21 protein-coding genes are annotated in these 20,749 nt (G+C 70.6%); 12 read left to right on the top strand and 9 right to left on the bottom strand.

Annotation, left to right across the window (positions count from 1 at the left end; genetic code table 11):
- Positions 1–117 precede the first annotated feature (117 nt).
- Positions 118–762 (bottom strand): phenylalanine--tRNA ligase beta subunit-related protein, encoded by a 645-nt coding sequence (locus AB0K28_RS30165; protein ID WP_345389488.1) that lies wholly within the window; start codon positions 760–762, stop codon positions 118–120.
- Between the two features lie 74 nt (positions 763–836).
- Between AB0K28_RS30165 and AB0K28_RS30160 the strand changes: the two genes are divergently transcribed.
- Both AB0K28_RS30160 and AB0K28_RS30155 read left to right on the top strand, forming a co-directional pair.
- Positions 837–1,403: a winged helix-turn-helix domain-containing protein gene (locus AB0K28_RS30160; protein ID WP_364376730.1), complete on the top strand. Its 567-nt coding sequence runs from the start codon at positions 837–839 to the stop codon at positions 1,401–1,403.
- The gene (locus AB0K28_RS30155; protein ID WP_364376727.1) at positions 1,400–2,689 is read left to right on the top strand and encodes an MFS transporter; all 1,290 of its coding nucleotides are present in this window, start codon (positions 1,400–1,402) and stop codon (positions 2,687–2,689) included. Before AB0K28_RS30160 ends, AB0K28_RS30155 begins: the two co-directional genes overlap by 4 nt.
- On the opposite strand, the gene AB0K28_RS30150 is transcribed toward AB0K28_RS30155, so the two are convergent.
- Entirely contained in the window at positions 2,637–3,482 is an 846-nt protein-coding gene (locus AB0K28_RS30150) for a glutathione S-transferase C-terminal domain-containing protein (RefSeq protein WP_364376724.1), read from the bottom strand. The genes AB0K28_RS30155 and AB0K28_RS30150 overlap by 53 nt on opposite strands.
- Before the next feature lie 45 nt (positions 3,483–3,527).
- Between AB0K28_RS30150 and AB0K28_RS30145 the strand changes: the two genes are divergently transcribed.
- The 8 genes from AB0K28_RS30145 (at position 3,528) to AB0K28_RS30110 (ending at position 12,571) form a co-directional block, all read left to right on the top strand.
- On the top strand, positions 3,528–4,586 hold the full coding sequence (locus AB0K28_RS30145) for an MBL fold metallo-hydrolase (RefSeq protein WP_345389480.1): 1,059 nt from the start codon (positions 3,528–3,530) through the stop codon (positions 4,584–4,586).
- Positions 4,587–4,637: 51 nt separating this feature from the next.
- A complete protein-coding gene (locus AB0K28_RS30140) occupies positions 4,638–5,510 on the top strand; it encodes an SDR family oxidoreductase (RefSeq protein ID WP_345389477.1) in 873 nt (290 codons plus the stop codon).
- 179 nt (positions 5,511–5,689) lie between these two features.
- Positions 5,690–6,847: an ROK family transcriptional regulator gene (locus tag AB0K28_RS30135; RefSeq protein ID WP_364376721.1), complete on the top strand. Its 1,158-nt coding sequence runs from the start codon at positions 5,690–5,692 to the stop codon at positions 6,845–6,847.
- A gap of 13 nt (positions 6,848–6,860) precedes the next feature.
- Positions 6,861–8,345 (top strand): sugar ABC transporter ATP-binding protein, encoded by a 1,485-nt coding sequence (locus AB0K28_RS30130; RefSeq protein ID WP_345389471.1) that lies wholly within the window; start codon positions 6,861–6,863, stop codon positions 8,343–8,345.
- A complete protein-coding gene (locus tag AB0K28_RS30125) occupies positions 8,345–9,352 on the top strand; it encodes an ABC transporter permease (protein WP_364376719.1) in 1,008 nt (335 codons plus the stop codon). The genes AB0K28_RS30130 and AB0K28_RS30125 overlap by 1 nt, the downstream gene beginning before the upstream one ends.
- Positions 9,349–10,398, top strand: coding sequence for an ABC transporter substrate-binding protein (locus AB0K28_RS30120; RefSeq protein ID WP_345389462.1), 1,050 nt, complete (start codon positions 9,349–9,351; stop codon positions 10,396–10,398). Before AB0K28_RS30125 ends, AB0K28_RS30120 begins: the two co-directional genes overlap by 4 nt.
- A 17-nt stretch (positions 10,399–10,415) precedes the next feature.
- Entirely contained in the window at positions 10,416–11,567 is a 1,152-nt protein-coding gene (locus tag AB0K28_RS30115) for a Gfo/Idh/MocA family oxidoreductase (RefSeq protein ID WP_345389459.1), read from the top strand.
- Positions 11,564–12,571, top strand: a complete 1,008-nt coding sequence (locus AB0K28_RS30110; protein ID WP_345389456.1) for a sugar phosphate isomerase/epimerase family protein — start codon at positions 11,564–11,566, stop codon at positions 12,569–12,571. The genes AB0K28_RS30115 and AB0K28_RS30110 overlap by 4 nt, the downstream gene beginning before the upstream one ends.
- Before the next feature lie 71 nt (positions 12,572–12,642).
- Here the strand turns inward: AB0K28_RS30110 and AB0K28_RS30105 are convergent, their stop codons facing one another.
- The 3 genes from AB0K28_RS30105 to AB0K28_RS30095 are packed head-to-tail and all read right to left on the bottom strand — an operon-like array spanning position 12,643 to position 14,400.
- A complete protein-coding gene (locus AB0K28_RS30105; RefSeq protein WP_364376714.1) occupies positions 12,643–13,734 on the bottom strand; it encodes a Zn-dependent alcohol dehydrogenase in 1,092 nt (363 codons plus the stop codon).
- Between the two features lie 25 nt (positions 13,735–13,759).
- Positions 13,760–13,951 (bottom strand): ferredoxin, encoded by a 192-nt coding sequence (locus AB0K28_RS30100; protein ID WP_345389450.1) that lies wholly within the window; start codon positions 13,949–13,951, stop codon positions 13,760–13,762.
- Entirely contained in the window at positions 13,948–14,400 is a 453-nt protein-coding gene (locus AB0K28_RS30095; protein WP_364376711.1) for a pyridoxamine 5'-phosphate oxidase family protein, read from the bottom strand. The genes AB0K28_RS30100 and AB0K28_RS30095 overlap by 4 nt, the downstream gene beginning before the upstream one ends.
- 79 nt (positions 14,401–14,479) lie before the next feature.
- Between AB0K28_RS30095 and AB0K28_RS30090 the strand changes: the two genes are divergently transcribed.
- Entirely contained in the window at positions 14,480–15,115 is a 636-nt protein-coding gene (locus tag AB0K28_RS30090; protein ID WP_345389445.1) for a class I SAM-dependent methyltransferase, read from the top strand.
- A gap of 4 nt (positions 15,116–15,119) precedes the next feature.
- On the opposite strand, the gene AB0K28_RS30085 is transcribed toward AB0K28_RS30090, so the two are convergent.
- From AB0K28_RS30085 to AB0K28_RS30070, 4 genes are all read right to left on the bottom strand, one after another.
- Positions 15,120–16,100 carry a DUF1702 family protein gene (locus AB0K28_RS30085; RefSeq protein ID WP_364376708.1) on the bottom strand — a complete coding sequence of 327 codons (981 nt, stop codon included), beginning with the start codon at positions 16,098–16,100 and terminating at the stop codon, positions 15,120–15,122.
- A gap of 145 nt (positions 16,101–16,245) precedes the next feature.
- On the bottom strand, positions 16,246–17,295 hold the full coding sequence (locus AB0K28_RS30080) for a prenyltransferase (protein ID WP_364376705.1): 1,050 nt from the start codon (positions 17,293–17,295) through the stop codon (positions 16,246–16,248).
- A complete protein-coding gene (locus AB0K28_RS30075; RefSeq protein ID WP_364376702.1) occupies positions 17,292–18,002 on the bottom strand; it encodes a class I SAM-dependent methyltransferase in 711 nt (236 codons plus the stop codon). The genes AB0K28_RS30080 and AB0K28_RS30075 overlap by 4 nt, the downstream gene beginning before the upstream one ends.
- Positions 18,003–18,005: 3 nt before the next feature.
- Complete coding sequence (locus AB0K28_RS30070; RefSeq protein ID WP_364376699.1) at positions 18,006–19,256, bottom strand: glycosyltransferase family 4 protein; 1,251 nt, start codon at positions 19,254–19,256, stop codon at positions 18,006–18,008.
- 250 nt (positions 19,257–19,506) lie between these two features.
- Here AB0K28_RS30070 and AB0K28_RS30065 point away from each other — a divergent pair, with 250 nt between their 5' ends.
- Entirely contained in the window at positions 19,507–20,529 is a 1,023-nt protein-coding gene (locus AB0K28_RS30065; protein WP_364376696.1) for a GDP-mannose 4,6-dehydratase, read from the top strand.
- The last annotated feature ends 220 nt before the right edge of the window (positions 20,530–20,749 follow it).

Genomic DNA, 20,749 nt, shown 5'->3' with positions numbered 1-20,749 from the left:
GAGGGCGTGCCGCCTCGAACGATCGTCCCAGGACCGTGCAAAGACGTCACGCCCCCCTAGTCAATCCGGGTGGTGCAGCCTTTATTACTCTTTGGTATCAACACCTGTGGGGGAGGTTTATTTCCCCGGCGTCAGCAGTCTGCGGGCGATCCGCACGTCAGGCGACAGCTCGGCGAGGAGCGCGGCGAGCTCGTCGCCGGCCTGCTCCAGCTCCTCCAGCGACATCGGCTCGAGGCGTTCGAGCAGGAAGATCGCGTTGGTGGTGTCCTCGGTGAGCCGGGTGCGCACGACCTGGCGCCAGTTCCAGCGGCGGCAGGTGACGCCCTCGTCGTCGCGCCAGATGACCTCACCTGGCTCGGGCTGACCGAGCGCCTCCTCCGACGGCTCGTCGCCGGCGGCCCGTACGAGCCGCGCGGGGCCGGCGTAGTGGTCGAGGTCCTCGCCGCCGATGGGCAGCGCGTGCTTGACGCTCACCGAGTTGTACGCGTCGACCGCCTGGTTGATCTCCGGCAGCGGCATGCGCCGGGTGAGCGCGTCGACCGAGGGGCGGGTGCGCTGCGGCTTGGCGCCGAACGCGCGGTAGGCCTCTTTCCAGGCGTCGATCTTGGCGGTCTGGATCTCCTCCTCGCCGGCCGCCTTCAGCCAGGCGCGCGACCGGTCGTCCGTGGGCCCGTTGCGCAGGCCGTGTGCGGTCATGACCAGCACCGCGAAGTCGGGGCGCAGTGCGAAGACGGAGTCGTCAACCCAGATGTCGTCGAGCATCCCCACAGTCTAGGAGCCGGAAAAACCGCAAAAATCCCTTTGCAAAAATGTCTTTGCGGCCTATCGTCAGGGACATGGAGGACCGGTACAAGATCAGTGACCCGCAGGCGCTCAAGGTGGCCGCGCACCCGCTGCGCGGCCGGCTGCTCGGCCTGCTGCGCTCGGAAGGCCCCGCCACGGCCAGCGAGCTCGGCCGCAGGACCGGCGAGAGCTCGGGCTCGACCAGCTACCACCTGCGCGAGCTGTTCAAGTACGGCTTCATCGAGGAGGACACGGAAGGCCGCGACGGCCGCGAGCGCCGCTGGCGCGCCCGCCACCGCTACACCTCGTGGAACAGCCGCGAGATGGTCGAGGTGCCGGGCGGGCGCGAGGCGGTCGAGGTCATCAGGACGCGGCAGGCCGAGGTGCTGGCCGAGGCGGCGCTGGGCTTCGACGAGGACGCCTGGTCGCCGGAGTGGGTCGAGGCGGCCGGCATCGACGACCACCTCTTCGAGCTGCCCCCCGCGGCGCTGACGGAGTTCCTGAGGCGGGCCCAGGACCTGCTGAACGAGCTCGCCGCCCGCCACGAGGGCGCCCCCGGCGTGCAGCCGGTCCACGTTTTCGTGGGGGGCTTCCCCCAGAAGCGGAGAGACGAGTCATGACAGCACGATCGGCACTGCGTCGCTACATGCTGGTCAATTTCCTGACCTGGCTGCCCATGGGGCTGATGGTGGCCGGCATGGTGCTGCTGATGAGCGAACGGGGGCTCGGCCTGGCCCAGATCGGGCTGGTCACCACCGTGTTCTCAATCGTCACCCTGAGCCTGGAGCTGCCCACCGGCGGGCTGTCCGACGTCGTGGGGCGCCGCGTGGTGCTGGCCGCGTCGGCCGCCTTCACGGTGGTCTCGCTCGCGATGCTCAGCGTGTCGACGACGCTCTGGATGTTCCTGGTGAGCGGCGTGCTCAAGGGCGTGGCCAGGGCGCTGTCCAGCGGCCCCGCCACCTCCTGGTACGTCGACACGCTGCACGCCGTCGAGGGTCACGACGCCGACCTCAGGCCGGGCCTGGCCAGGGGCGCGGTGATGGAGTCCGTGGCCTTGTGCGCGGGCGTGCTGGCCGGCGGCTGCCTGCCGCTGCTGGTGCCGCCCTCGCTGATGTTCCCGCTGGCCGCGCCCCCGCTGGCGGGCGCGGTGGCCGCCGCGGTGCTGCTGGTCGTGGTGCTGTTCGCGCTGCCCGAGCCGGCGCACGCCCGCAGGACGTTCGCGGACGTGCTGCGCGAGGTGCCCGCCACGATCGCCTCCGGCGTCAGGCTGGCGGCGGGCAGGCCGGTGCTGCGCCGCATGATGGGCGCCGCCGCGGTCTCGGGCGTCATGCTGACGAGCGTCGAGCTGCTCACGCCGGGCCGGCTGGCCGAGCTGGCCGGCACGGCCGAGCGCGGCAGCCTGTTCTACGCGGTGGTGGCGGCGCTCGGGTTCGCCGGCAGCGCGGCGGGCAGCGCGCTCGCGCCTCGCGCGGCCCGGCTGACCGGGAGCTCGGCGCGGGGAGCGATCGCGGGAACGGTGCTGAGCGCCCTGGCCGTCGCCGCGCTGGCCGCCACGGCGGAGCTGGACGGCCCGGCGGGCACGGCGAGCGCGGGCGTGGCCTACGTCGTGCTGTTCGTCGGCCTCGCGATCGCCTCGGTGCTCTGCCTGGAGCTGACGCACAAGGCGGTCACCGCGGCCGACCGCACCACCGTGACCTCGACCTCCTCGCTGGCCCTGCAGGGCGGCGGCGCGGCGGCGAACCTGGCGCTCGGCGCGCTGGCCGCCCAGGCGGGCCTGGCCACGGCCTGGGGGGTCGTGGTCGTGGTGCTGCTGGCCTCGACGACGCTGTTCGTCCGGATGCCGGCCGGCGGCGCTAGAGGCTCCAGTCCAGCTCAGGCCCTACCGGCACGATCCGGCTCGGGTTGATGTTCGTCTGGGTGAGGTAGTAATGACGCTTGATCTGGTCGAAGTCGGTGGTCTCGCGGAAGGCCGGGATGGCATAGAGGCGCCTGGCGTACGCCCACAGCGCCGGATAGTCCACCAGCCGCCGCACGGAACACTTGAAGTGCGTGTGGTAGACCGTGTCGAAGCGCGCCAGCGTGGTGTAGAGGCGCACGTCGCTGTCGGTGAGGGTGTCGAAGAGGAACTCCGACTCCGCCAGGCGCACCTCCAGGAAGTCGAGGGTGGTGAAGACGCGGGCCACCGCCTCCTCGTACACCTGCTGGTCACGGGAGAAGCCCGCCTCGTAGACCGCGTTGTTCAGGCCGTGATAGAGGCGGTCGTTCATGATGTCGATGTCGGGGCGCAGGCGCTCGGGATAGAGGTTGGGCGAGGTGCCCCATGACGTCTCCAGATCGAGGGTGATCTGGGGGAAGTCGTTGGTGACGATGCGCTCGTCCTGGGTGTCCCAGATGCACGGGACGGTGTAGCGGCCCACGTAGCCGGGGTCGGTGGCGTGGTAGAGCTCCGAGAGGTACTCGGGGTCGCCGCCGGGCACCCGCCAGCCCTTCTCGTCGCGGATGGGGTCGGTGATCGCGACGTCCAGCAGCTCTTCGAGGCCGAGCAGCTCGCGGACGATGAGCACGCGCTGGGCCCACGGGCGGGCGTAGGAGGCGTAGAGGCGATAGCGGCCGGGCTCGGGCGGGCCGAGCCGATCCGTGAAGCGGTTCGGCTGGCGGACGAAGCGGCCATCATTCGAGAGCTCGCGGCTCAGCTTCATGACCCCTAGTAGAACACGATTCTGCTACAGAACTATATTCGGCACGTGGCGAAATTCATGGTGACCCCTGCGAACGTGGCACAGCGGGAGGCGTGGCTCGGCGGGGCCGTCCCCGGCGTCGAGCGCGTACGTCCCGGTTTGTGGTCCATCCCGGTCCCGATCCCGATCAACCCCCTCCGGTACGTGCTGGTCTACGCACTCGAACTCCCCGACGGCGTGGCGATCATCGACGCCGGCTGGAACACCGACGAGGCGTACGACGCGCTCGTGGCCGGCCTGGGCGTGGCCGGATACGCGATCACCGACGTCAAGGGCGTGCTCGTCACCCACATCCACCCCGACCACTACGGCCTGGCCGGGCGGGTCCGCGAGGCGTCGGGCGCCTGGATCGCGCTGCACCCGGCCGACGCCCGCCTCATCCGCGAACGCTACGACGACGCGCTCATCGACTCCCTGGTGGAGCGCGAGCGCGCGCTGCTGCGCCGCTGCGGCGTGCCCGACCTGACCCTGGACGAGCTGGCCGGCGCCTCCATGATGATCAGGCACGTGGTCACGATGGCCAAGCCGGACCGCCTGGTCGAGGACGGCGACGACCTGAAGCTGCCCGGCTGGGACCTGCGCGCCGTCTGGACGCCGGGACACTCGCCTGGCCACCTGTGCTTCGTCTCGCCGGAGCGGCGGGTGCTGTTCTCCGGCGACCACGTGCTCGCCAAGATCACGCCGATCGTGGCCGTGCACCCGCAGTCGGGGCCGAACCCGCTGGCCGACTACCTCGACGCGCTGGCCGCCGTGCGCAAGCTGGAGGTGGACGAGGTGCTGCCCGCGCACGAGTACCGCTTCCTGGAGCTGGCCGAGCGGGTGGACACCGTGATGGCGCACCACGACGCCCGGCTGGCCGAGATCGAGCAGGTGCTGGCCGAGGGCGGCGCGGCGGCCTGCTGGGACGTCGCCACCCGGCTCACCTGGTCGCGGCCGTGGGAGACGATCCCGCCGTTCATGCGGCGCTCGGCCAACAACGAGACGCTGGCGCACCTGGCGTGGCTGGAGGCCAAGGGGAGAGTGGTCAGGGAGCCGGGCGAGCCGGACCTGTGGCGCGCGCCCTGAGCCGGTTATCGTAAGCGTACTAGAATGTTGTTCTCCTGCCTGGGAGGTTCGATGCTTCGGTTCGATGACAGGGTCGCGATCATCACGGGGGCCGGGCACGGCCTCGGCAGGTCGCACGCGCTCCTGCTGGCCGAGCGGGGGGCCAAGGTCGTCGTCAACGACCTCGGCGGCGCGCTCGACGGCACCGGCGCGTCCGCGGGCCCCGCCGCCGAGGTCGCCGACCTCATCGTCAAGAACGGCGGCCAGGCCGTGGCCAGCACCGACAACGTCGCCACCCCCGAGGGCGCCAGGGCCATCGTCCAGACCGCCGTCGACGCCTTCGGCAAGGTGGACATCGTCGTCAACAACGCGGGCATCCTGCGCGACAGGTCGTTCGGGAAGATGACCGTCGAGGACTTCGACCAGGTGCTGGCCGTGCACGTACGCGGCTCCTACCTCGTCAGCCAGGCCGCGTACCCGCTGATGAAGGCCGCCGGCTACGGCCGCGTCGTCAACACCTCGAGCCCGGCCGGCCTGTTCGGCAACTTCGGCCAGGCCAACTACTCCACCGCCAAGATGGGCCTGGTCGGCCTGACCAAGACGATCGGCATCGAGGGCGCGCGCAACGGCATCAGGGCCAACGCCATCGCGCCCATCGCCTGGACCCGCATGACCGAGGCGCTGCTGCCGGCCGAGTTCGAGGCCAAGTTCACCCCCGAGCGGGTCAGCGCGCTGGTCGCCTACCTCGTGCACGAGTCGTGCGAGACGAGCGGCGAGGTGTTCACGGTCGGGGGCGGCAGGGTGGCGCGGGTGTTCGTGGCGGAGGGTCCCGGCTTCAAGACCGACGACGTCACGCCCGAGGTGATCGCGGGCAACTGGGAGTCGGTGATGGCCGAGCAGCCGTACGTGCTGACCGCGGGCGACTCCATGAAGGCCATGCTCTAGTTCTTTCGCACGTCTCGCTCGGGGGCCCTGTCACCGCGCCGCGCGGTGACAGGGCCTATGTGTCAAAACGGTGGCTTTTTCAACACAAACAGGTCTTTGTTCGATCTTCGGCGGAAGTTAGGCGAGTTTGGTCGATTAAGGCTCTTGATTTGCCGCATCGGTGATCTTATTGTCGCGGCATGACCCCCCAGCCGGGTTCCGCCGGCGACGTGCTGACGCTCATCAGCGCGGGCTCGGCGACGACCCGTTCCGATCTGGCGAGGCTCACCGGCCTGGCCAGATCCACCATCTCCCAGCGTGTCGACGCCCTGATCGAGCGCGGCCTGATCGAGGAGACCGAGAGCGGCGAGTCCACCGGTGGCCGGCCGCCGCGCCAGCTGCGCCTGCACACCGAGGACCACGCCTTCGCCGGCGTGGATCTGGGCGCCACCCACTGCCGGGTCGCGCTCATGGACATCTCGGGCAACGTGCTCGCCGAGTGCGAGGACGGCCTGCTCATCGGCGACGGCCCTGAGAGCGTGCTCGCCCACGTGGACCAGCGCCTCGACCACCTGCTCGACCAGGCGGAACGGCCCCGCAGCGCACTGCGCGCGCTCGGGATAGGCGTGCCCGGCCCGGTCGAGTTCGCCACCGGCCGGCCCAACAACCCGCCGATCATGCCCGGCTGGAACGACTACCCCGTCCCCGAGTACTTCGACGGCGTCGAGGTCCTGGTGGACAACGACGTCAACGTGATGGCGCTGGGCGAGCACCGCAACGCCTTCCCCGACACCCGCCACCTGCTGTTCGTCAAGGTCGGCACCGGCATCGGCTGCGGCATCATGGCCGCCGGCCGGCTGCACAGGGGCGCCCAGGGCTCGGCCGGCGACATCGGCCACATCAGGGTCAGCGGCCACGACGACGCCGGCTGCCGGTGCGGCAACAGCGCCTGCCTGGAGGCCGTGGCAGGCGGCGCCGCCCTCGCGCGCCGCCTGAGCGAGCTCGGCCTGCCCGCCGAGTCGGGCGGCGACGTGGTGGCGCTCGTGCAGTCGGGCAACACCCAGGCGCTGCGCCTGGTCAGGGAGGCCGGCCGCCTCATCGGCGAGGTGCTGGCCAGCCTGGTCAACTTCTTCAACCCCGAGGTCATCGTCATCGGCGGCGCACTGTCGCGGGTGCACGAGCATCTGGTGGCCGGCATCAGGGAGACCGTCTACCGCCGGTCGCTGCCGCTGGCCACCCACCATCTGTCGATCACGCCGAGTCGTACGGGGAGCAACGCCGCCGCATTGGGCGCCGGGATCCTCGCGATCGAGCACTACCTGTCACCGGACAACATCAACCGCATCGTCAACGCCTGAAAGGGACTCCCCGATGCTGGTCATGAAGGGCATCGTCAAGCAGTTCCCCGGCGTGCGCGCGCTCGACGGGGTCGATCTGGACGTACGGGCGGGCGAGGTGCACTGCCTGCTCGGCCAGAACGGCGCCGGCAAGTCCACCCTGATCAAGGTACTGGCCGGGGTGCACCAGCCGGACGAGGGCACCATCAGCTTCAACGGCGCGGACGTGCGCCCCGGCAGCCCGATCGACGCCATCAGGCTCGGTTTCGCCACCATCTACCAGGAGCTCGACCTGGTCGACGGGCTCACCGTGGCCGAGAACATCTTCCTCGGCCACGAGCACGCCCGCCTCGGCTTCGTCAACAGGGCGGCGGGCCGCCGCGCCGCCACGGCCGTGCTGGAACGCCTCGGCCACCCGGAGATCCGCCCGTCGGTGGAGGTCGGGCGGCTGTCGCCGGCCGCCAAGCAGGTCGTCTCGATGGCCCGCGCGCTCTCCCACGACGCCCGCCTCATCATCATGGACGAGCCGTCGGCCGCGCTCGCCCACGACGAGGTGAACAACCTCTTCCGCATCATCCGCGAGCTGACCGCCCAGGGCGTCGCCGTGGTCTACATCTCCCACCGCCTGGAGGAGATCCGCGAGATCGGCGACCGGGTGACGGTGCTCAAGGACGGCCGCACGGTCGCGGTCGGCCTGTCCGCCCGCGACACGCCGACCACCGAGATCGTCTCCCTGATGACCGGCCGCAACGTCGAGTACGTCTTCCCGCCCAGGGCCGGCCGCGAACCGGGGGAGGAGGTGCTCAGGGTGGAGGACCTGGCCTCGCCGGGCGTCTTCTCCGGCGTGTCGTTCTCGGTGCGGGCGGGCGAGATCGTCGGCCTCGCCGGGCTCGTCGGGTCGGGCCGCTCGGAGATCCTCGAAGCCGTCTACGGCGCCCGCCCCGCCACCGGCCGTGTCCTGCTGGACGGCCGCCGGACGCGGCGCGGCGTGGTCGGCACCGTACGCCGCGGCATGGGGCTCGCCCCCGAGGAGCGCAAGGCCCAGGCCCTGCTCCTCGACCAGAGCGTCACCGCGAACATCACGCTGGGCACCCTGCCGGACTTCGCGACGTTCGGCTGGCTGGACAGGAAACGGGAGCGCGCCGAGGCCCGCCGCCTGTCGGAGATGCTCGACATCCGGCCACCCGACCCCGAACGCCCGATCAGGACCCTGTCGGGCGGCAACCAGCAGAAGGCTGTGCTGGCCCGCTGGCTGCTCGGCGGCCGCAAGCTGCTCCTGCTCGACGAGCCGACCAGAGGCGTGGACGTGGGCGCCAGGGCCGAGCTGTACGCGGTCATCCGCGACCTCGCCGAGCAGGGCATCGGCGTGCTGCTGGTCTCCAGCGAGGTGCCCGAGGTGCTCGGGCTCTCCGACCGGGTGCTGGTGCTGCGCGAGGGCCAGGTCATCCACGAAGGGGAGGCGGCCGAGCTGGACGAGCATCGCGTACTGGACATGATCATGAATGGGAGGGCGGCGTGATGAGCGAGCCCGCAACAGACCGGCGTGCCGGGAAGGCGAGCCTGCCGGCGCTGCCGTCGATCCGCGGGGTGAGCGAGATGCGCCACCTCGGGCTGATCGGCGCGCTCGCGCTGCTGGTGGTCGTCGGCCTGGTCACCAGATACGAGAACTTCGCGACCGCCTCCAACTTCGTCAGCATCCTGTCGCTGGCCGCCACGATCGGCGTCATCACGGTCGGGGCCACGTTCGTCATCATCGGCGGGGGCATCGACCTGTCGGTGGGCGCGGTCATGGCGCTGGCCAGCGTGTGGGCGACGACGCTCGCCACCCAGTCGTACGGGCCGGTGGTGATGGCGATCTGCGCCATCCTCGTCGGCACCGGGGCGGGGCTGGTCAACGGATGGCTCATCGCGTACGGGCGGCTGGTGCCGTTCATCGCGACACTGGCCATGCTGGTGGCCGCCCGCGGGCTCGCCCAGCGCATGTCCGACCGCAAGACGCAGCTCATCCAGGCCGACAACACGGCCATCGTGGACCTGTCGACCACCCGGCTGCTCGGCATCCCGCTGCTGGTCTACATCTTCGCGCTGGTCGTGGTGCTGGGCTGGATCCTGCTCAACCGCACGACCTTCGGGCGGCGCACGTACGCGGTGGGCGGCAACCCCGAGGCCGCCCGCCTGGCCGGCATCGACGTACGCAGGCACACGATGCTGCTGTACGCCCTGTCGGGGCTGTGCTGCGGCGTCGCCGCGATCCTCATCATGGCGCGTACGACGACGGGCTCGTCCACCCACGGCGACCTGTACGAGCTGGACGCCATCGCGGCCGTCATCATCGGCGGCACGCTGCTCACGGGTGGCCGGGGCACGATCATCGGCTCGATCCTGGGCCTGCTGATCTTCACCCTGATCACCAACCTCTTCATCCTCAACGGCCTCAACACCAGCGACCAGCTGATCGCCAAGGGCCTGATCATCGTCGTCGCCGTCCTTCTCCAGCGGCGGAACCTGAAGGAGAGAGCACCATGAGTGACAACGTCGCGCGCAGGGGATTCCTCGTCGGCGGAGCCGTGCTGTTGGCGGCGGGCTGCACCAGCAACGAGCCGGAGGCGGCGCCGAGCAGCGCGGCGCCCCAGCCGGCCCCCGCCGCCACCGGCGGCAACGAGCAGCCGGGCGAGAAGGTGGTGATCGGCTTCTCGGCCCCGGCGGCCGACCACGGCTGGATCGCCGCCATCGCCAAGAACGCCGAGGCGACCGCGAAGCAGTATTCGGACATCGAGTTCAAGCCGGTGGAGCCGACCAACGACATCAACCAGCAGATCTCCGCGGTGGAGTCGCTGATCGCGGCCAAGGTGAACGCGCTGGTGATCCTGCCCAACGACGGCCAGCAGCTCAACCAGGTCGCGCTGCAGGCCACCGAGGCGGGCATCCCGGTCGTCAACCTCGACCGCATCTTCCCCGACAAGCTGGCCTACCGGACGTGGGTCGGCGGCGACAACTACGGCATGGGCGTCGCGGCCGGTCACTTCATCGGCAAGCAGCTCAAGGACAAGGGCGTGTCGAACCCGGTGATCGTCGAGATCCAGGGCATCGCCACGCTGCCGCTCACCCAGGACCGCACCAAGGGCTTCGAGGACGCGCTGAAGACGTACGGGTTCAGCGTCACGGCCAAGCAGGACGCGCAGTTCACCGTCGAGACCGGCAACGAGGTCGCCACCTCGCTGCTGCAGGCGCACAAGAAGATCGACGCGATGTGGAACCACGACGACGACCAGGGCGTCGGCGTGCTGGCCGCGATCAAGGAGGCCAGCCGCGACGAGTTCATCATGGTCGGCGGCGCCGGCTCGCTGAACGCGATGCGGGAGATCCAGTCGGGCAACTCCGTGCTGCAGGCGACGGTCACCTACAGCCCGACCATGGCCTCCTCGGCGATCAAGCTGGCGCGTCTGATAGCACAGGGGAAGGGCATGAGTGATCTGGTGGAGAACCAGGTTCCCCAGTCCATCACGCTCGCGTCCGAGACCATCACCAAGGAGAACGTCGAGAAGTACCTGGCGCTCGGCTTCGAATCCTGATCCTGATCGGGGGTTGCATGTCAGACAGAACCACCATCGGCGTGGGCATGATCGGCTACGCCTTCATGGGCCGTGTCCACTCCCAGGCCTGGCGCAGTGTCGGAGCGTTCTTCGACCTGCCGCTGGCGCCGCGCATGGCGGTGCTCGCGGGCCGGTCGAAGGAACGTACCGCGGCGGCCGCGGCGCAGCTCGGCTGGGCCGACGCCGAGACCGACTGGAGAGAGGTCATCAAGCGTGACGACGTGCAGATCGTGGACATCTGCACGCCTGGCGACTCGCACGCCGAGATCGCCATCGCCGCGCTGGCCGCAGGCAAGCACGTGATCTGCGAGAAGCCGCTGGCCAACACCGTCGCCGAGGCCGAGGCCATGGCGGCGGCGGCCGCCACGGCGCCGGGCAAGAGCATGGTGGCCTTCAACTATCGGCGGGTGCCCGCGGTCGCGCTCGCCCGCCGGTACGTCGAGGAAGGACGCATCGGCGAGATCCGGCACGTCCGCGCGGTCTATCTGCAGGACTGGATCGTCGACCCGGAGTTCCCGCTGGTCTGGCGGTTGCAGAAGGACAAGGCCGGCTCGGGCGCGCTGGGCGACATCGGCGCCCACATCGTGGACGCCGCCCAGTTCATCACCGGCCAGAACCTCGTGGGCGTCTCCGCGCTGACGGAGACGTTCATCAAGGAGCGTCCGCTCGCCACCGAGTCGGCCGGGCTCGGCGCCACCGGCTCGTCGGCCAGGGGCGAGGTCACGGTGGACGACGCCGCCCTGTTCATCGGGCGGATGTCCGGCGGCGCGCTGGCCTCCTTCGAGGCCACCCGCTTCGCCAACGGGCGCAAGAACGCGATGCGCATCGAGATCAACGGCTCGCTCGGCAGCCTCGCGTTCGACTTCGAGTCGATGAACGAGCTGTGGTTCAGCGCCGGCGGCGGCGGGTTCGAGCGCATCCTGGTCACCGAGCCCGACCACCCGTACGTCGGCGCCTGGTGGCCGCCCGGCCACGGCCTCGGCTACGAGCACACTTTCACCCACGAGGTCAGGGACTTCCTGGAGGCGGTCGCCACCGGCGCCGACCCGACGCCCTCGTTCGCCGACGGGCTACGGGTGCAGCGGGTGCTGGAGGCGGTCGAGCGCAGCGCGGCTGACGGCAGCCGCTACACGAACGTGGAGGATTGATGAGACCAGTCACGCTGTTCACCGGACAGTGGGCCGACCTGCCCTTCGAGGAGGTGTGCAGGCTGGCGGCCGAGTGGGGCTACGACGGCCTGGAGATCGCCTGCTCGGGCGACCACTTCGACGTGGCGCAGGCGGTGTCCGACCCCTCGTACGTGGAGCAGAAGCGGGCCCAGCTCGACAAGCACGGCCTGAAGGTGTGGACGATCTCCAACCACCTGGTCGGCCAGGCCGTCTGCGACCACCCGATCGACGAGCGGCACAAGGCGATCCTGCCGGCCCGCATCTGGGGCAACGGCGACCCCGAGTCGGTGCGCCAGGCGGCGGCGGAGGAGCTGAAGAACACCGCGCGCGCCGCGGCGGCGCTCGGCGTGGACACCGTGGTGGGCTTCACCGGCTCGTCGATCTGGCACACGGTCGCGATGTTCCCGCCGGTGCCCGCCTCGATGGTGGACGCGGGCTACCAGGACTTCGCCGACCGCTGGAACCCGATCCTCGACGTCTTCGACGAGGTCGGGGTGCGCTTCGCCCATGAGGTGCACCCGAGCGAGATCGCCTACGACTACCACACCACCGTGCGCACCCTCGAGGCCATCGGCCACCGGCCGGCGTTCGGCCTCAACTGGGACCCCTCGCACATGGTGTGGCAGGACATCGACCCGGTCGGGTTCATCCTCGACTTCAAGGACCGCATCTACCACGTCGACTGCAAGGACACCCGGCTCCGCGTCGGCGACGGCCGCAAGGGCCGCCTGTCGTCGCACCTGCCGTGGGCCGACATGCGCAGGGGCTGGGACTTCGTCTCGACCGGCCGCGGCGACGTGCCGTGGGAGGACTGCTTCCGCGCGCTCAACGCGATCGGCTACGAGGGGCCGATCTCGGTCGAGTGGGAGGACGCCGGCATGGACCGGCTCGACGGGGCCAAGGAGGCGCTGGGCTACATCCGCACGCTCAACGCCATCACCCCGCCCACCACGGCCTTCGACGCCGCCTTCTCCACCACCTGAGCGGCGGGGGACCGAACCGGCCGGCGCCTCCCTTCCTCCGGGGGGCGCCGGCCGGCGTATGTCGTGGGGTGTCAGTCCATGATGACGATCTGCCGCAGCACCTCGCCGCCGCGCAGCGCCTCGACTGCCTCGTTGAGGTCGCCGAGCCGGATGCGAGAGCTGATCATCGACTCGAGGTCGAGCAGGCCGGCCTTGTAGAGCTTGGCGAAGTACGGGAAGTCGTGCCGCACGTCGGCCTCGCCGTACAGGCTGGACAGCAGGTTCTTGCCGTCGAACAGCAGGCTGAACGCCGAGATCGACACCATGTCGTCCATCGCGCCCGCCCCGACCACGATCACGTCGCCGCCCGCGCGGGTGAGCTGCCACGCGCTCTGGATGGTGGCGGACTTGCCGACCACCTCGAAGCCGTAGTCGAAGCCCGCGCCGCCGGTGAGCTCGCTGAGCGACTCCGGCACCTGCTCGGGGGTGGCGGTGTGGGTGGCGCCGACCTTCCTGGCCAGCTCGTGCTTGGACACCAGCGGGTCCACCGCCAGGATCGTCCTGGCGCCGGAGACGCGGGCGCCCTGGATGACCGACAGGCCGACGCCGCCGCAGCCGATCACCACGACCGTCGAGCCCGGCCGCACCTTCGCGGTGTTGATCGCGGCGCCGACGCCGGTCGTGATGCCGCAGCCGATCAGCGCCGCCGCCTCCCACGGCACGTCCTCGTCGATCTTGATCGCGCCCTGCCAGGGCACGATCACCTCCTCCGCCCAGGTGCCGCAGCCGGCCATGCCGAACGCCGTCGCCCCGTCGCCGCCGAAGCGGAAGTTGCCCTTGCTGAAGGACTCGATCACGTACTTCATGCACAGGTACGGCTGCCCGCCCACGCACAGGTCGCACTCGCCGCACGCCGGGCGCCAGCTGATGATCACGTGGTCGCCCGGTTCGACGGTGCTGACGTGCTCGCCCACCTCGACCACCTCGCCCGCGCCCTCGTGGCCAGGGATGAGCGGCACCGGTTGCGGCAGCACGCCGGACATGGCCGACAGGTCCGAGTGGCACACGCCGGTGGCCCGGATCCTGACGCGCACATCGGTCGGCCCGACGGGGGCCAGGGTGACGTCGTCGCGGAGGTCGAGCTTGCTGTCGGTGCCTACGGCGTGCAGGATCGCGGCGCGCATGAGGTTCCTCCTCGTGCCTGGGGGGCTAGTCCTCGATGGACAGGGCGGCTTTCGGGCAGGACCTGACCGCGTGGCGGACGCGGTCCTGCAACTCGGGGGGCGGTTCGGGGAGCAAAATGTGGAGCTGGTCGTCGTCGTCCACCTCGAACACCTCGGGCGCGAGCCCCATGCACACGGCGTTGGCCTCGCAGACCAGCTCGTCGACCTTCACCTTCATCTGAGCCTCCTGTGATCCCATGAGACCACTTTGGTGCTCTCGACGACGTACGCAACCCGCTTGAGCCCGGTCTTCTCCACGTACGGGAGCAGCAGCTCGTCGGCCACGCCCGGCGTCGTGCGGCGGGCGACCTTGAGCCCGATGGCCATGACGTGCTCGCGGTCGTCCACGAGCGCGGCGGTGCCGTAGACGAGCACGCCGCGCAGCTCGTCGTAGCTCTCGCCGGCCTCGACGAGGCAGCTCACGCGGGGGTCGCGGGCGAGGTTCCTGGCCTTCTGGGACTTGGCGTACGTCCAGAACGCGATGCGGCCCTCGTCGAGGCCGTAGAACATGGTGACCAGGTGTGGTGTTCCGTCAGGATTGATGGTGGCCAGCTGCAGTTTGCCGGAGTTCTCGACGAACGCGGTGACGTCGTCGTCCGGCATCGCGATGCGAGCGCGCTGATTCACGTGCCAAGTAGAACAGGTTCCAGAACGGCCCGGCAAGAGCCCGGCGGAATGTTGTTCGGTTCGGCTAGGGTCAGAGGCTATGACGATGCCGCCAGAGCTGCTGCGCGCGGCCCGCGAGGCCAAGGGATTCATGCCCGACGACGAGGGCCTGGCCCTCTATGAGGCGGCCCGCCACTACGGTCCGCTCGGCCCCATCGGCGAGATCGGCACCTACTGCGGCAAGTCGGCCGTCTACCTCGGCGCGGCGGCCCGGCAGACCGGCTCCGTCGTCGTCACCGTCGATCACCACCGCGGCTCCGAGGAGATCCAGCCCGGCTGGGAGCACCACGACCCGAGCCTGGTCGACCCGCGCTTCGGCAAGATGGACTCACTGCCGGTCTTCCGCGCCACGATCGCCGCGGCCGGGCTCGAGGACGAGGTGATCGCCGTCGTCGGGCGCTCCGAGCAGGTGGCCCGGCTCTGGAGCACCCCGCTCGGCCTGCTGTTCATCGACGGCGGCCACTCCGACGAGCCGGTCACCCGCGACTACGAGGGCTGGGCGCCCCACGTCATGGAGGGCGGCGCGCTCGTCTTCCACGACATCTACCCCGACCCGGCCGACGGCGGCCAGGCCCCCTACCGGGTCTACCTGCGTGCCCTGGCCTCCGGCGCGTTCAAAGAGGTGTCGGTGACCGGGTCGCTGCGCGTGCTGGAGCGCGTCGCACCCGGCGTCTGAGCGCTCAGTAGCGGTGGCGGCGGGTCCAGGCGCCGCGGATCCGCGACTGCCACTTCTGGAAGTCCTCGTGGGTGTGCGCCTCGTGGCCGAGCGCGATGAGCGCCTCGTCCGTCCACGCGGCCGCCTCGTCGGGCTCGGCGCCCGCCAGGATCGGCACGGCCTGCGCCAGATGGTCCGGCAGCAGCCCCGAGCGCAGCCGCGCGCTCACCGCGAACGCGCAGCCCTGCGCCAGGTACGCACGGAACCCGTCGCCCCCCGCGTGCTCGGTCAGCCACCACAGCTCGTCGGCCTCGGCGCCGCCGGTGTACGTCGCCGCGAACCCGACCCCGCTCCACAGGTCGGCCCGGCGCGAGGGCGGGTAGCTCGCGACGCGCGCCGCCACGTCGTCGGGCGAGGCGCAGTCGTGATACCACAGCAGCCGCCCGAGCCCCTGGTCGAACACCGCGCAGTGCGCCCTGGTCAGCAGGTCGGGCATCGTGCGCTCGCCCACCATGCGGTCGGTCCTGGACAGGCCCCACTGGAAGCCGAACCCGTCCACGGCCAGCCAGCGCAGCAGCGGGTGCGCCCGCCGCGCGCCCCACACCGGGCGCAGCCGCAGCAGTGCGTAGCCGCGCCCGGCGCCGACGTACGCGGCGTGGCGGTGATGCTGGGCGGGGCCGGCCAGTAGCTCGTGAAGGCGCCGGCCCCGAGTCAATGTGAGCAGGTCGAGCACGGTGCACGCGGCGGCGGCTCCCTCGTAGCCGAAGGGCCGCTGCTCCTGCGGGATCTCCTCGACCTTCTCGACCTCGCGGGAGATCGCCGCGTTGAAGCCGAAGACGTACGACTGCTCGGCCTTGCCGAAGACCGTACGGGGAGCGCCGCCCCTGAGCCGGAACCTGCGCCGGCTCAGATCGGACTCCAGCGGATCCTTCGCCAGCCATCTCAGCAGCCCCTTCGGGCGCGAGAGTGCCGGCAGGGTTGTCGGCTCGGTCCCGACCTGGTCCAAGAACGAAGTTGTGCCCGTGTCGCCCACGCTTCCCCCGAAGACGCCTCGTACGGCCAGACACGAAGCTAGTAACCCCATTGCGGCGTTCGGCGGCGGCGCACCGGATTTCCCCGGCAAAGAACCGGCAAAAGCGCTTGTGCCCCGGTCAGCGGCCTTCTTCGGCCCCGCGTACGGCGGCGCATCCGCACACCTCGGGATCCGACACCGCGGTCCCGTCCACGTCGCGGAAGATCCCGGCGCCCGGCGACAGCCCGAGCAGGGCGTCGGCCGCCAGCACCGCCGCCGCGGCGGTGTAACCGGAGCGCTCGTGCGGGAAGTGCCTGCGGTTGGCGAACTGCCAGCCGGTCCAGTACGAGCCGTCCTCGTGCCGCAGGTGCTGGATGTCGGCGAAGAGCGCGCCGGCCCGCTCGCCGTCGCCCAGCGCGTCGAGCGCCAGCACCAGCTCGCACGTCTCGGCACCGGTGACCCACGGCTGGTCGGAGACGCACCGGATGCCGAGCCCCGGCACCACGAACGTGGCCCACTCGCGCTCCAGCAGCTCCAGCGCCTGCCGCCCGCGTACGGCGCCGCCCAGCACCGGGTAGTACCAGTCCATCGAGAAGCGGCTCTTGTCGGCGAACGCCTCAGGGTGCGCCGCCACCACGTGCGCCAGGCGGCCGGCGGCCAGCTCCCAGTGCGGCTGCGGGTCGCCCAGGTGCTCGGCCAGCCGTACGGCGCAGCGCAGCCCCTGGTGGATGGAGGAGCAGCCGGTCAACAGCGCGTACGAGGCGGCCCTGCCCTCGGCGTCGCGCTCCCAGACGATCTCGCCGCGCTCGGTCTGCAGTCCCGCCACGTAGTCGAGTGCCGCCTTGACCATCGGCCAGTGCTCCTCGGTGAAGCCCTGGTCGCCGGTGACGAGGTGGTGGTGCCACAGGCCCACGGCGACGTAGGCGGCGTGGTTGCTCTCGCCGCCCCGCTCGGCCGCGACGCCGTCCATGAGCGTCATCGGCCAGGAGCCGTCGGGGCGCTGGTGGCGGGCCAGCCAGGCGTAGCCGCGGCGTACCGGCTCGCGCAGGCCCGCCACGGACATCGCCATCAGGCACTCGACGTGGTTCCACGCGTCGACGTGGCCCTCGGGCCACGGAACGCCGCCGTCGTCCTGCTGGATCGCGGCGATGCTCTCGGCCGTCCGCACGACCTGCGCGCGGGAGATCATGGCTTCCTGATGTAGAGGACCACGCTCTTGCCGATGACCGGGTTGAGCAGGCTCTCGGCGATCCTGGTCGCGGCCGGGCGCTTCATGATGTCCCATACCAGCAGCTGGTGGTAGGCCTTGGCGAGGGGATGGTCGTCGTTGTTCACGCCGACCGCGCACTTGATCCACCAGTAGGGCGCGTGCAGGCCGTGGGCGTGGTGGCGCGGGCCGATCTCGAACCCGACCGACTTCAGCTTCGCCGACAGCTCCGCCAGCGTGTAGATGCGCACATGGCCGCCGGGCGCCGTGTGGTACGCCTCGTCCAGCGCCCAGCAGATCCGCTCGGGCAGGAAGCTCGGCACCGTGACCGCCGCCGTGCCGCCGGAGCGCAGCACGCGGAAGATCTCCCGCATGGCCGTCATGTCGTCGGGGATGTGCTCCAGCACCTCGGCCGCGATCACCCGGTCGAAGCTGCCGTCCTCGAACGGCATGTCCAGCGCCGTGCCCTGGACGATCTCGCCGGTGGCGCCGTCCGGCACCTCGCCCGCCTTGTCCATCGCCGTGAACATGGCCGCGACGCCGTCCAGCTCCGCCTGGTCCATGTCGAACGCGGTCACGTCGGCGCCCCTGCGGAGCACCTCGAACGCGTGCCTGCCGCCGCCGCAGCCCAGGTCGAGTACGCGCACGCCGGGGCCCACGGGAAGCCGGGCGAAGTCCACGGTCAGCACTGCTCAGCCTCTCCTCTTGTGGTTGTCGATGGCCTCGTGGTACGCCTCGACGGTCCGCTTGGCCACGACGTGCCAGGTGTAGCGCTCCATGACGCGGTCGTATCCCGCCTTGCCCACGCGCTCGCGCTCCTCGGGGGAGTCGTGCAGCCGGCGCAGCACCGCGGCCAGTTCCTCGGCGTCGCCCGGCGGCACCTGCACGGCGGCGTCGCCGACCACCTCGGGCAGCGCGCCCGTTCGGCTGGCGACCAGCGGCGTGGCGCAGGCCATGTGCTCGACGGCCGGCAGGGAGAAGCCCTCGTACAGGGAGGGCACGACGGAGATCTCCGAGGTGGCGATCAGCTCGCCCAGCTCGTCGTCGGAGATGCCGTGCACGAAGCGCACCCGGTCCTGCAGCGACAGCTCCTGGACGAGCTGCTCGGTGGGACCGCCGGGGGTGGGCTTGCTGACGACGGTGAGGTTCACGTCGCGCTCGGTGGCGAGCTTGGCCACCGCGCGCAGCAGCGTCGCGACGCCCTTCATGGGGGAGTCCGCGCTGGCCACGGCCACGATCGAGCCCTTGCGGCGGGGCTTGTCCGGCCGGGGGTGGAAGTAGCGGGTGTCCACGCCGAGGGGGATCAGCCGCATGTTGGCCTGGGGGACGTTGAAGTCGCGGTGGATGTCGGCCAGCGACGACTCGCTGACGGTGAGGATGGGGCTGAGCCTGGGCGCGACGCGGGACTGCATCTTCACGAAGCCGTACCAGCGGCGCAGGCTCAGCTTCTTGGCGCCCTCTGCGGCCTCCAGCTCGATGCGGCGGTCCACGCTGATCGGGTGGTGGATGGTCCCGACCACGGGGAACAGGCGCTGGATGCCGAGCAGGCCGTAGCCGAGCGTCTGGTTGTCCTGCACCACGTCGAAGTCGCCGACGCGCTTCTTCAGCTTGCGGTAGGCCCGCAGGGTGAACGTCAGCGGCTCGGGGAAGCCGGCCGTCCACATCGTGCCGACTTCCAGCCAGTCGATCCAGTCGCGGTATTCGTGCAGCTTGGGGGTCCGGAACGGGTCCTCGTCGCGGTAGAGGTCGAGGCTCGGCACCTCCCGCAGGATGACGCCCTCGTCCAGCTCGGGGTACGGCTGGCCGGAGAAGACCTCGACGTGGTGCCCGAGCGCCACGAGCTCCCGGCTCAGATGACGGAGGTAGACACCCTGACCACCGCAGGTGGGTTTGCTGCGGTAGGACAGAAGCGCGATCCGCAGCTTTGGCTCCCGCACGGACACCCCTTTCTCCGCCGGTAGGGCCCTGAGTCGGGCGTGTACCGTGAAAGATGACCTTAGTCCGAAAAGGCTACCATTCGGTAGGTCGGCTGGAATTGTTCACAACCGGGCTCACAGGTCGTGCGAACTGCGACGTTGCCGTGACCGAGCGTGGTTCGGTGGAACGTGTTCTAGGCGGCTCGGTACCTCAAAGAGGTGCTTGGCGGTACATTCCGTCCCTAAGGGATGGGGCAGGCGATCGTTGGAGGACCCCTTGGCCAGGCGCGCGCTGATCACCGGCATCACCGGCCAGGATGGTTCCTACTTGGCGGAGCACCTCCTGGAGCAGGGGTACGAGGTGTGGGGGCTGGCCCGCGGGCAGGCGAACCCGCGCGTGTCGCGGATGCGCAAGCTGCTCGCCGACGTCCAGGTGGTGCGGGGTGATCTGCTCGATCAGGGGTCGCTGATCTCGGCGGTGGAACGCGTTCAGCCCGATGAGGTCTACAACCTGGGTGCGATCTCGTTCGTGCCGATGTCGTGGGAGCAGGCGGAGCTCACGGCCGAGGTGACCGGGATGGGCGTCCTGCGGATGCTCGAAGCGATCCGGGTGTGTTCCGGGGTGTCGCGGGGCGGGTCGGCGTCCGGACAGATCCGCTTTTATCAGGCTTCGTCCTCTGAGATGTTCGGGCAGGTCAGCGAGACCCCGCAGAACGAGCGCACCGCCTTCCACCCGCGCTCCCCGTACGGCGTCGCCAAGGCGTACGGCCACTTCCTCACCCAGAACTACCGCGAGTCGTACGGGATGTTCGCCGTCTCCGGCATCCTGTTCAACCACGAGTCGCCGCGGCGCGGGGCCGAGTTCGTCACCAGGAAGGTCTCGCTCGGCGTCGCCCGGATCAAGCTCGGGCTGGCGAACGAGCTGCGCCTCGGGAACCTGGAGGCGCGCCGCGACTGGGGCTTCGCCGGCGACTACGTCAAGGCCATGCACCTGATGCTGCGGGCCGCCACCCCCGAGGACTACGTCATCGGCACCGGCCGGATGAAGTCGGTCAGGGAGCTGGTGGAGGCCGCGTTCAGCGCGGCCGGCCTGGACTGGGAGCAGTACGTCGTCACCGACCAGACCCTGCACCGCCCCGCCGAGGTCGACCTCCTCTGCGCCGACCCGAAGAAGGCACGGGCCCAGCTCGGCTGGGAGCCCAAGGTGTCGTTCGACGAACTGGTCGCCATGATGGTCGAGGCTGATCTGCACCTGCTGAGGGACGGCGGCGACCCCCACGACGACAGCTCCTGGCCCTGACCAGGCCGGCGACCCCTCCGGCGCCGCCCCGTCGGTCCGGCCGCTGCGGCGCCCCCTGGCCTTGGTCATGGCGGCAGCCCTCGCCACGACAGCTCCTGGCCCTGATCCGGGGGCGGCCCCCGGCGCCGCCCTGTCTGGTCCGGCCGCCCGGCGGCGTTCCCCCCTTCCCCCTTATGACCTCTCCCTCTCCTGTCGTTCCTGGCTCCTCACCGCGCCTCGC

This window comes from Nonomuraea sp. NPDC049504 (assembly GCF_040676845.1).
In the GTDB taxonomy this organism is placed as follows: Bacteria; Actinomycetota; Actinomycetes; order Streptosporangiales; family Streptosporangiaceae; genus Nonomuraea; species Nonomuraea salmonea.
This window is presented reverse-complemented; position numbering and strand designations above follow the sequence as displayed.